Annotated in this window: 9 protein-coding genes and 3 tRNA genes; 9 read left to right on the top strand and 3 right to left on the bottom strand. The window is 67.6% G+C overall.

Features of this window, described 5'->3' with window-relative positions; genetic code table 11:
- Positions 1–317 precede the first annotated feature (317 nt).
- The 7 genes from IEX49_RS05605 (at position 318) to IEX49_RS05575 (ending at position 8,203) form a co-directional block, all read left to right on the top strand.
- A complete protein-coding gene (locus IEX49_RS05605) occupies positions 318–1,136 on the top strand; it encodes an exodeoxyribonuclease III (protein WP_188804977.1) in 819 nt (272 codons plus the stop codon).
- An 11-nt stretch (positions 1,137–1,147) separates the two neighbouring features.
- Entirely contained in the window at positions 1,148–1,978 is an 831-nt protein-coding gene (locus IEX49_RS05600; RefSeq protein WP_188804975.1) for a DUF8083 family protein, read from the top strand.
- Between the two features lie 135 nt (positions 1,979–2,113).
- Positions 2,114–2,521 carry a DUF6507 family protein gene (locus tag IEX49_RS05595; protein ID WP_188804974.1) on the top strand — a complete coding sequence of 136 codons (408 nt, stop codon included), beginning with the start codon at positions 2,114–2,116 and terminating at the stop codon, positions 2,519–2,521.
- Positions 2,518–4,125, top strand: a complete 1,608-nt coding sequence (locus IEX49_RS05590; RefSeq protein ID WP_188804971.1) for a hypothetical protein — start codon at positions 2,518–2,520, stop codon at positions 4,123–4,125. The genes IEX49_RS05595 and IEX49_RS05590 overlap by 4 nt, the downstream gene beginning before the upstream one ends.
- Positions 4,126–4,148: 23 nt before the next feature.
- Positions 4,149–5,489: a hypothetical protein gene (locus IEX49_RS05585; RefSeq protein WP_188804969.1), complete on the top strand. Its 1,341-nt coding sequence runs from the start codon at positions 4,149–4,151 to the stop codon at positions 5,487–5,489.
- Between the two features lie 84 nt (positions 5,490–5,573).
- On the top strand, positions 5,574–6,245 hold the full coding sequence (locus IEX49_RS05580) for a hypothetical protein (RefSeq protein WP_188804967.1): 672 nt from the start codon (positions 5,574–5,576) through the stop codon (positions 6,243–6,245).
- A gap of 44 nt (positions 6,246–6,289) precedes the next feature.
- Positions 6,290–8,203 (top strand): glycoside hydrolase family 13 protein, encoded by a 1,914-nt coding sequence (locus tag IEX49_RS05575; protein ID WP_188804965.1) that lies wholly within the window; start codon positions 6,290–6,292, stop codon positions 8,201–8,203.
- A gap of 52 nt (positions 8,204–8,255) precedes the next feature.
- Here IEX49_RS05575 and IEX49_RS05570 read toward each other — a convergent pair.
- The 3 genes from IEX49_RS05570 to IEX49_RS05560 form a co-directional block, all read right to left on the bottom strand.
- A tRNA-Phe gene (locus IEX49_RS05570) sits at positions 8,256–8,331 on the bottom strand.
- Between the two features lie 73 nt (positions 8,332–8,404).
- Positions 8,405–8,478: transfer RNA gene (locus tag IEX49_RS05565), tRNA-Asp, on the bottom strand.
- A 92-nt stretch (positions 8,479–8,570) separates the two neighbouring features.
- A tRNA-Glu gene (locus IEX49_RS05560) sits at positions 8,571–8,643 on the bottom strand.
- Positions 8,644–8,741: 98 nt separating this feature from the next.
- Here IEX49_RS05560 and IEX49_RS05555 point away from each other — a divergent pair.
- Together IEX49_RS05555 and IEX49_RS05550 are read left to right on the top strand one after the other, a co-directional pair.
- The gene (locus IEX49_RS05555) at positions 8,742–9,188 is read left to right on the top strand and encodes a metallopeptidase family protein (protein WP_373286689.1); all 447 of its coding nucleotides are present in this window, start codon (positions 8,742–8,744) and stop codon (positions 9,186–9,188) included.
- A gap of 274 nt (positions 9,189–9,462) precedes the next feature.
- Positions 9,463–11,061 (top strand): C40 family peptidase, encoded by a 1,599-nt coding sequence (locus tag IEX49_RS05550; RefSeq protein ID WP_188804963.1) that lies wholly within the window; start codon positions 9,463–9,465, stop codon positions 11,059–11,061.
- Positions 11,062–11,106 lie beyond the last annotated feature (45 nt).

Genomic DNA, 11,106 nt, shown 5'->3' with positions numbered 1-11,106 from the left:
GGTACCAGTCCGGGTTGCGATCACATCGGAACAGCACTGTGATGAGTCACACCCGCAGGGTGGACAATCTTCTGATCAAGCTACCGAGGTGGGCCGGACGGGTACCGGCCGCCCACCCCGATGAATGGACAAGTCCCGAAAAAGACACCCGAAGGTCAGTGGGTTTTTGAGCCACATCCATGGGACGGAACGGCCGGTAGCCATCCTGCCAGCCAGTCCCAGACCAGCCACCACCAAGACTCACAGTGGGTGTTCGCGGCGAACACCCACCCGAAGTCGACCGAAGACCTCCCTCCTTGGTTCGTTAGGCTGGCCAGGTGAAGATCGCGACCTGGAATGTGAACTCCCTCCGTGCCCGAGCCGACCGCGTCGAGTCCTGGCTCGAACGCACAGACGTGGATGTCCTGGCCATCCAGGAGACCAAGTGCAAGGACGAGAACTTCCCGTGGGAGCTCTTCGAACGCATGGACTACGAGGTGGCCCACTTCGGCTTCTCCCAGTGGAACGGGGTGGCCATCGCGTCCCGCGTGGGCCTGGCGGACGTCGAACGCACCTTCTCGGGCCAGCCCGCCTTCGGCAAGGGCGGCCTGGACCCGGTGCAGGAGGCCCGGGCCATCGCGGCGACCGTGGGCACCGGGGCGGACGCGGTGCGCCTGTGGTCCCTCTACGTGCCCAACGGCCGGGGCCTGCAGGACGAGCACATGCCGTACAAGCTGCAGTGGCTCCACGTGCTCAAGGAACAGGCTGCCGCGGACCTCGCCGCAGACCCGAACCTGCGCCTGGCCCTGACCGGGGACTGGAACATCGCCCCGCAGGACGAGGACGTCTGGGACATCCAGTTGTTCCGGGACCAGGGCCTGACCCACGTGTCCGCACCGGAGCGTGCCGCCTTCCACGCCTTCGAGGAGGCCGGGTTCCAGGACGTCGTCCGCCCGCGCCACCCGGGCCCCGGGGTCTACACCTACTGGGACTACACGCAGTTGCGCTTCCCCAAGAAGGAGGGCATGCGCATCGACTTCGTCCTGGCCTCACCGGCTCTTGCCGACTCCGTCACGGACGCCTGGATCGACCGTGATGAGCGCAAGGGCAAGGGCGCCTCGGACCACGCCCCCGTGGTCGTGGACCTCGGCCCCTGAGCCGGAACACCATGGAGTACCAGTCCGAGCTACGCGTCTATCAGCCCCTCGCGGCCTTTCCCGACGCCGTCCAGGCCGAGTACCAGCGTGCCAGTCGCCGAACGCGCGCGGAGGCCGAGCAGGAGGCCGGCCTCCGGGCACAACGGCGGCTGCTGCGCGACATCACCGACCCGTTCCCGCACGGCCGTGACCTGGTCCGCGTGCTGAGAGTCCCCGTGGCCGACGGCGAGGCACCGGTCTCCGAGTACTTCTGCCCGGACGAGATGGCCCTGCGGAGCGAACTCGCGGCCGAGCAGCTGGCTGACTCGATGCGCCCGCAGATCTTCACCCTGCTCGTTCCGGAGGCGGCTCGGCAGGCCAACATCGAGCGGCTGGCGGAACGGCTGGAGTTCGGCGACCCCGAGGCCCTGCACCAGGTCCACACCCGCACCGCAGTGTGGGGCGTGCCCGCCGGCTGGTTCGCGCTGGTGCACGAGGACGACGAGGTGACTGTGATCGGGAACCCGGACTCCCCCGAGTCCGTGCGCTTCACCGTTCCGCTGGAACTGGCCCTGGAGCGGGGCCGGCATGCCGCCGTCGTGCTCTCCCTGCACGCCCCGGACATGGACCTGCTGAACGACCTGACCGTCCTGGTGTCCTGGCTGGAGTCCTTCCACCCGGATTCCCGCGTGGAACTGGACTACGGCGGGCTGGCCAGGTTCGTATGGCCGGACGATTCCCCCTTCGACGTCCGCACCGCGATCGAGGCCCTGGAGGACGGTGAGACCGAGGCCGCCGTGATCGCGAACCACCGGATGGTGCGCCGCTGGCTGCCGATCCGGCAACTGGGCCGCGCCAGCTGAGCTGTGGTGAACTGAGTGGCGGTCCACATGGGGAGTTCTCCCCATCGCACCGGACGTGCGAACGCGGTGTAATGGCGGGTAGGAGAATCGAGGCCTATCGCGGCCCGGGCCACCACCAGAGGGGAGCACTTCGCAGTGGCATTCAATGACTACAACATCAGTGCGGATGCCGCGCGCGGGATCGTGGAATCGGCACGCAACCGCTTCCAGGACCTCGACGGCATGGAGAACAAGCTCCAGGCCACCGGTGATGCAGTCGCCTCGGCGGCTGACGAGGCCAAGATCACCACGGCGCTGAAGGACTCATACACGAACTTCCAGCGCCCCTTCGTGGTGACCATGATCACCACCGCGGACAACATCTTCTCCACGACGGACAACGTCATCAACATCTACGACAACGCGGACACCTCCATGGCGGAGGATGCGAAGGCCACGGCCGTCGAGGACATGGGCTACGAGGCCACCAAGTACGACAACGTCCCGGATTACAGCCCCACTGACTCCACCGGCGACCAAGGCAAAGAGGAGACCTCCTGGTGACCGCGCCCCTCGGACCCACCCACGCGGGCATCATGTTCACGTCCTTCCTCCCCGACCCGCTGCCGGACGGGGAGGCCATCAAGACGGCGGCCCAGAGCTACTCCACCCACGGGACCACGATGGACGACGCCTACGTCGAGACCAACAACACGTGGGGCACCCTGCCCGAGAGTTTCCAGATCCCCGAGCCGGACATGGCGACCACCCTCACGGCACTGAGAGACATGGTGGAGCCCCTCGGCGCCGCCGTCGTGGACGGCATCGACGACATCAAGACCGCCATGGACACCTACGGCGACGCCGTCGTCGGGTTCAAGACCACGCATCAGAGGCTCAAGGAGCGCGTGGACGAGTACAACGCGCTGCCCGCCACCGAGTACACCGCCTCCCAGAAGTCTGAGGCCGTCGACGATGGCGACGTCCTGCCGATCACGCGGACGGAGACCCGGCGTGCCGTCCTCGAGACGGACCTCTGCAACGCCCAGGAGGAGTACGAGGGGTTCATCGACACCTGCGTCGCGGCCATCAACGCGGCCACTCCGGCGGTGGTCAAGGACCAGCCCGCGAACGTCGCGGCGAACATCAAGCTCATCCAGAAGTCCTACGAGCTGGCCGCCACGTGGTCCGAGCGCGGTGCCGCCTTCCGCGGAGCCGGTCAGGGCCGCATGCGCTTCATCTGGCGCGCCGATGCGAATACGCTCTCCGATTTCGTCAAGGACGGTGTCCCCGGGTGGAAGGCCGTGCACACGGAGGGCACCTTGTTGAACAAGGCCCCCGGGTGGTTCAAGAACAGGATTCCTGATCCCGCGAACTTCACGGACCTGAATGCCGTCAAGGCCATGGACAGCTGGTATGAGTCCGGCATCACCAAGATGTCCCACGCCTCCGATCGGTTCAGAGGCATGCTGATGGCGTCCATGCCCGCTCCGGTCTTCAACCAGCTGGACAAGCTGAAGAACAGCCGCGCCGGTAAGTTCCTCAGTCTGAACTCGGTCAAGAAGGTCAACGGCAAGTGGAAGGTCGAGGTCAACGTCGGCGGTAAGCGCTCGTACCTGGTCCCGGAGAAGATCCGGTCCCAGATGGGCAAGTTCGACAAGGCCAATGACTTCTTCAAGAAGGTCGGGGACAATCCGGTCGTCAAGAACGGCGGGAAGGTCCTCGGCGCCCTGGACATGGGGGCCACCTACTACGAGTCCTACGGCAACAACTACAACGAGGCATTGCGGGAGAACCCGAACGGCTCTCCTGATGCGATCTTCAACGAGGCCATCACCTCGACTGCCATCGAGGGCACGGCCGAGAACGCCGGCAAGGTGGTCGGCGGCGTGGTCGGCCGTGCCGCCGGTGCCGCCGTGGGCCAGGCACTGATCCCCATCCCGGGCGTCGGCGCGGCCGTCGGAGGTTTCGTCGGCGGCGTCGTCGGCGACTACGTCGGGGGTAAGGTCGGGGCTGCTGCTGGCGAATTCATCAACGACTGGCGTCAGGGCGGCGCAGACAAAGCGTTCGGGGACGCCGGCAAGGCCATCGGGAACGCCGGCAAGGCCGTGGTCGACGGCGTCGGGGACGTTGCGACGAGTATCGGTAAGAAATTGTTCGGCTGGTGAGCCGCAACGGAAGGGTCCATTACTTGAGCACTGTCACCATCACCGGTCGTACCGACCGGGCACAGATGACCATCCCGGAGCACTGGAGTGCCGAGGACATCCGGGACGAGATCGAGCTGCTGTGCGTCCTGAAGGGCAAGGACGGGGTCTTCGCCCCCAACCTGGTGGTCACCCTCAATGCCCACGACGGGTCCATGGCGGAGTTCCTCTCCTTGGCGGTGGGCAACATCGCCCAGACCCTGGCCGAAGTCCGCTTCATCGACATCACCCTGTGGAATCCCGGCGGCGCCCTGCCCGGACAGACTCCCGCGCTGGATGGCCGGGCCGTGACCTATACCCATGTCTCCCCCGCGTCCGGTGAGGTCCTCCGCACCACCGAGTGGCTGTTCATCGAGAACGGACTGGCCGTGCAGGCCACGGGAACCACGGTGGCGCCGGACTGGATGGCCCTCGGTCCCGAGCTGGAGCAGATCGCTTCCTCGCTGGTGCTGGCCAAGGACGCCGGCAGCCCCGGCGCTCCGATCAGCACCGAGTTGCCCGAGGGCGCCCTAGACGAGCTGGCGAGCGGAGAATTGGGAGCTCCGGTGGAATCCATCAGTGGCATCGGCCGGACCCAGACCTTCGACTACTCCGGGGCCTGGGTCCATGCCTCAGCCATCGCCCTGCTGGACGAGATGGCCGAGGGTTTCAAAGTCGGCCGTCTCAACGCCGATTCCTACCGGGACCAACTGGCCGAGCTGGAGAGCGCCGGACTGGCCCAGGGCACCAAACTGACGGACACCGGGGAGTACGCGTGCCTGCACCTCGATGAGCCGGACGCCTCGTTCCGGATCAGCGCCGCCGGGTCGGGTGGTGCGATGTACTACCAAGCCTGGCTATACGGCCCCACGGCCCTGGTCACCGCAGGAACCGGATATCACACCCAGGTCGGACTCCAGGCTGACGAGGCACCGTCGCGGGACCACGTCAACGTCCGGATCTTCCCGATCACCGAGCTGGCGCGGGAGATGGCCTCCTGGCTCGGCGTAGGCCCGGCCTGGCCGCTGCCGGCGCTGCCAGCGGGACAGCCGGCAGAGCGCCTCGAGCAGCGCTGGGTCGGCAACACCGAGATTCCGGAGGGCGCGAACCCGGTCCTGGCCGCGCTCTGGGCGCAGGACTGGTTCACCTGGGAACTCAGCGCCCAGGGACCGGACAGCGAGATCGATCCGGTCGCCTACCTCAACGGCGGCCCCCTGGGGCACTACCGCCTCGGATCCGAGGACGGGCGCACGTGGCTGATGCCCACCCCGTCGGTCTACCTGTACGACCAGTTGGACGACCTGATCGCCGCTGCCATCTACGGCCGACCCGCCCGGCTTCGCTGACACGTTCCACGGACCGTTTCGCAGCCCATTACCCTCAGGGCATAGCCTGACTGTCCACGTGGATCCAGAATCGAAAGGCCTCGCATGCTGTTGCGCACCATCCTGACCACCCCGGCATATCTGGGGATGCTCGTCCTGATCGGCGGGGCCGCCGCCTTGCTGTTCTACATCGCCTGGCGGTGCCTCAACGGGGACACCCGCACGTGGGCCCTGCTGCCGCCCTTCCCGTTTCAGGTATCCAAGCACAACACCTGGCCGTTCATGCTCCTGATGATCGGCCTCACCCTGCTGACAGCCCTGCCCTCGGTGTTCTTTGAGGCCGCCCGGATGGAAGGGGCCCGAGTAGCCACGTGGAACGTCGTCTTCATCCCCCTGGCCCTGGTGATCCTCTCCTTCATCTGGTGGCCCCTGGCCTGGACGCCCCGCTGGTTCCGCAACTGGGCCGCGCAGAACAACCCCGGCGCCACCCCGTGGACCCTGGAGGAGATCGAGCGCGTCAAGGCAGAGCCCCCCTCCAAACGCCGCAACCGCGCCATCAAGGACATCGCCCGCGTCGCCGGTGAGGAGCATGTCAAGGGCATGGTCCCCGAGGGCATTCTCGACAAAGTCGAGGAAAAGGGAATCAAGTACGACGAGAAGCACGGCATCACCCCAGGCATGGACAGCTTCGAACGCGCCAAGATCATCAGGGCCAACCGTGCCCGGTGGAAGGAAGAGAAACGCCAACAGAAGGACGCCCGGCGCCAGAAGCCCTGAGCCCGGCCCCTGGCATGAACCCACCTGACCACTAGGCTGGTCGCATGACCACGGGACCGCTGAGCACCCCACCGTCCGAAGCCCGCAATCATCCGGAAAACCCATGGTGGGTTGATGCCGTGATCTACCAGGTCTATCCCCGCTCCTTCGCGGATGCGGACGGGGACGGCATGGGCGATCTCGCCGGCGTGACCGCCCAACTGCCGTATCTCGAAGAGCTCGGCGTGGACGCGCTCTGGCTCTCACCGTTCTACGTCTCCCCGCAGCGGGACGGCGGCTATGACGTGGCCGACTACCGGGACGTGGACCCCCTCTTCGGCAGTCTGGAGGACGCCGAACGACTGTTGGACGCCGCCCATGAGTCAGGGCTCCGGGTGATCGTGGACCTGGTGCCCAACCACACCTCCTCCGCCCATCCCTGTTTCGTCGAGGCCTTGTCCGCAGACCCGAGTACCGAGGCCGGCCTCGCGGCCCGCGATCGCTACATGTTCCGGCCGGGGACCGGTGCAGATGGCGCGGAGCCTCCAAACAACTGGCAGTCCACCTTCGGCGGGCCGGCCTGGACCCGCACCACGAATCCGGACGGCACGCCAGGAGACTGGTACCTGCACCTGTTCGACTCCTCCCAACCAGACCTGAATTGGGACAACACCGAGGTCCGGGACGAGTTCGAGGACATTTTGCGCTTCTGGCTGGACCGCGGCGTGGACGGATTCCGCGTGGACGTGGCCCACGGGCTCGTCAAGGCCGAGGGCCTGCCGGACCACCATTCACGTCCGGGCATGGTCACGGACGCCGCGCCCCTCGCCACCACGGGAGATGCCGACTCCGGCGTGGACGTCTCCGGCCACCGGGAGGCCAACCCACAGGACCACGCCCACCCCGTCCCCTATCACGACCAGGAGGGGGTCCACGAGATCTATCGTTCGTGGAACGCCGTCCTGACCGAGTATGACCACGACCCGGTGCTGGTGGCCGAAGCCTGGGTGTCCCCGCTGGAGCGGCTGTTCCGTTACGTCCGCCCGGGCGAGATGCACCAGGCCTTCAACTTCACCTTCCTCCTGGCAGGGTGGGACGCGGTGCGTATGTCCGATGCGATCACGGTCTCCGTCCAGGAGGCCGAGAAGGTCGGGGCGCCGAACACCTGGGTGCTGTCCAATCACGACACGGTCCGGCACGCCTCCCGCTTCGGACTCTCCGACCCCACGAGCTATCCCAACGGCCTCGGCGCCGAGGACGAACAACCGGACGAGGCCCTGGGCTGGAAGCGCGGCCGTGCTGCGGCGATGATCGAGCTGGGACTGCCCGGATCGGCCTACATCTACCAGGGAGACGAACTCGGCCTGCCCGAGCACACGACCCTGGACGACTCCCTCCGCCAGGACCCCACGTACGTGCGCACCGAGGGTGCGGAAAAGGGCCGGGACGGCTGCCGCGTCCCCCTGCCCTGGCGCGCCGACGCCCCCGGGTTCGGATTCGCCGTCGGGCATCACGCTGATACCGGGCCGCATCCGGTCACCCTTGCCACCCCCGGGCACGACGCCGGCACGGCACCTCTCGCTGCCGCGGCACCCTGGCTGCCCCAGCCGGAGTCCTACGGGACGTACGCGGCGGACCGGCAGGTCGACGTCGCCGGTTCGACCTTCGAGCTGTATCGGCAGCTACTCGGCGTCCGCGGGGAGCTGGACCTGGGCACCGGAACCTTCGCGTGGTCTCGTTTCCACAGCCCCGAGCTCGGCGTGCTGGCGTTCACCGTGGCCACGGGCGGCGGTCAGCACGGGTACGATCTCGATTCCGGTGACCGCATCCCGGAGAAGGTCGCGCTGGTCATGGCCAACATGAGCCAGACGGCGGTGGAGGTCCCCGAGGAGTATGCCGCGGCGATCTTCAGCCACGACGAGGCACTGCAGGACGGGCAGCTGATGCCCGATTCCGCCGCCTGGTTCCTCCGACGCTGAGGTACCGGGACGACGAAGGCCCCCACTCTGGTGAGTGGGGGCCTTCTCCTGCTGGTGGCTCCGACCGGCGTCGATCCGGTGACCTTTCGATTTTCAGTCGAACGCTCTACCAACTGAGCTACAGAGCCTGGCATCTCCGGTCGAAACCGGTGATCGCCAAGATCCTCCGAACCGGGAAAACCGGCGATCGGAACATCCGAGCGACCCTGACGGGACTTGAACCCGCGACCTCCGCCGTGACAGGGCGGCGCGCTAACCAACTGCGCTACAGGGCCAGTGTGCGAGAACTAACTCTACCAGACTGATTCCGGGCTTTTGACCACGAGTGGCCGGTCCAACCGGAAGGGCTGGCGTTGCAAGTGCTGCGTACCCCCAACGGGATTCGAACCCGTGTCGCCGCCGTGAAAGGGCGGTGTCCTAGGCCTCTAGACGATGGGGGCCAGAACACTTCGGGTTCCCGAAGTGGACCTATAGGAGTTTAGGCTGTCGAGCCCCCCTATCGCAAACCGTGTCCACGCACACGAGGGAGGATGGAGGGGTGAACGACGAATCCAGCCCCTCTCCTGCCGATCCTGCCGACCCCAGCCCCTCTCCTGCCGACCCTTCCGACTCCGAACCCGTCGGCGTCGACATGTCCGAGGAGGACTTCGACCAGGCTGTGTCCGATGCCCTGGACGCCATTCCTCCCGCCTTGGCCCAGCGCCTGTCCAACGTGGCCGTCTTCGTCGAGGACGAGCACGAACCGGAACCGTGGGAGGGCCCGGAGATGGAACTGCTGGGCCTCTACGACGGCATCCCGCTGACCGAACGGGCTGAGATGCCGTTCCAGCTCCCGGACCGGATCGTGGTCTTCCGCGGTCCGTTGTTGCGGATGTGCAGCGACCGCGAGGAACTCGTCGACGAGATCACCGTGACCGTGGTCCACGAGGTCGCGCACTTCTTCGGGATCGATGACGACACCCTGCATGCACTGGGCTGGGGATAACGGTCAGCCCCTACGTTTCACTCAGAACAGCAACACGCCCGGCGAGCCCCCCGGAAATGACACCACTGTTGTTTATGATTCTGATGGGACTCGTGTTGCTTTTGTGACAAAAGTGCATCTATTGTCACTACCGTGGCGCCTTTTGGCAGGCACGTGACCATCACGAGCTATTCCCGTGACGGTGACGTGACCATCCCGCACCGTGGTCCGGCTCATCCTGACGATGACCGGACCTGCCAACCCCCTCGCACGGGTGCCACAGTGAGGAACTGCCGTGAACACCCGCCGCACCGTGGGCGTGACCGCCGTCGTGGCCGCCGTCGCCGCCACCGCCCTGGCCGCCGTATCCCTACCGGCCCTCTTCGACGCGTCCTCGGAGACCGTCCAGGCGAACCTGCAGCGCGCCGACCAGTCGACTGACACCACCGAACCGGACATCGACCGCCCGGAGATCCCCGCCCTTGAGGACGTGGTGGCCGCCAAGGAGCAGTCCTCCTCCAAGACGGCGATGGCCGATCGCCTGCAGGTCTCCATCCGCCAGTCCGCGGAGCGGGAGCGCCAGGCCGAGGCCCGCGCCCAGCAGGCCAACGAGGGTGTCCGCACCGCCAACGAGGCCTTGGCAGAGCGCAACGAGGCCGCCGACGCGGCCCGGCAACGCGCCGATGCGACCACCGAGGCGGCTGGCGCCGCCCGCGACGAGTCCGGCACTGTGGCCGCAGATCTGTACCGCGGCGGCCAGACCAGCGCCGGCGAGGTCCTCCTCGGCGACGAGGACGTCCTGGCCCGCCAGGCCACCGCCGAGAAGGTCGCCGCGGACAAGGCCCGCGTGGCCGAGGAGTCCGCGCGCCAGGCCGCGGAGGCCGAAGAGCTGGCCCGCCAGGCCGAGGCAGCGCAGGCCGCCCAGGCGGAGGCCACGGCCGCCGCCGAGGAGCAGCAGCGTCGCCTCGAGGCAGCGGCCCAGGCGGCCGCGCAGGCCGAGCAGCAGAACGAGGCTGACCGCAAGCAGCTGATCTCCCTCCTGGCCGAGCTCGAGGACCTCACCGTGGCCGAGGCCACCAGCCAGGTCGAGGCCATGGAGCAGTCCGAGCGGGACAACGCCCTCCAGGAGGCCATCGCGGCCTCGGAGCAGCTGGCCGAGGAGCCGGCGGCGGACGCTCCGGCACCGACCACCGCACCCGCTGCCGGCACCAATCCGGCCAGCACCGCACCGGCCACCACGGTTCCCGTGATCCCCGCGGCCCCCGCGGCCCCCGCGGCCCCCGCGAACACTCCCACGGCATCGGCCACGCCGTCCGCCACCGCCACTGCCTCGCCATCCCCCACGAAGACGGCAACGGCTTCCCCCACTCCCACCAAGACCCCGACGCCGGCCCCCACCCGGACGGCCACGCCGACTCCGGCGCCGAGCACGCCGGCCGCCCCGAAGCCCACGAAGACGCCGGCACCCACCAAGACGGCCGCGCCGAAGCCCACCCCGGCACCGACGTCGGGCTCGTGGACCTCGACCGCCACCACCTGGGCCGTCGACAAGGCCAACGAGGCGGGCACCTACTACACGTGGGGCGGCAACGGCCCGAAGGGCTATGACTGCTCGGGCTTCACCCGGGATGCCTTCGACGCCGCCGGCAAATACCTGCCGCGCACGTCGACGGACCAGTACCGGGCCGCCAAGCAGTACGTCCCGCTGTCCCAGCTGCAGCCCGGCGACCTGGTGTTCTGGTCCTCCAACGGCGGTTCCAGCATGTACCACGTGGCCGTCTACATCGGTGACGGCAAGATCGCGCACGCCCGCAACCCCAGCATGGGCATCTCGGTGACCGCGCTGAACTACGGCGGCATGTACAACATCCACCCGTACGCCGGGCGCTACTGACCCGTCAGGTCAGCCCTTTCCCCACAGTTCACGACGCCGGCCGGT

It is taken from the genome of Citricoccus zhacaiensis (assembly GCF_014645315.1).
GTDB lineage: Bacteria > Actinomycetota > Actinomycetes > Actinomycetales > Micrococcaceae > Citricoccus > Citricoccus zhacaiensis.
Note: the sequence above shows the minus strand (reverse complement) of the source record. Positions and strands in the feature narration are given on the sequence as shown.

What these genes read in the sequence shown, in the direction of transcription:
- IEX49_RS05580 (WP_188804967.1), top strand. Translation starts at nt 5,574, where the DNA reads ATGCTGTTGCGCACCATCCTGACCACCCCGGCATATCTGGGGATGCTC.
- IEX49_RS05600 (WP_188804975.1), top strand. Translation starts at nt 1,148, where the DNA reads ATGGAGTACCAGTCCGAGCTACGCGTCTATCAGCCCCTCGCGGCCTTT.
- IEX49_RS05575 (WP_188804965.1), top strand. Translation starts at nt 6,290, where the DNA reads ATGACCACGGGACCGCTGAGCACCCCACCGTCCGAAGCCCGCAATCAT.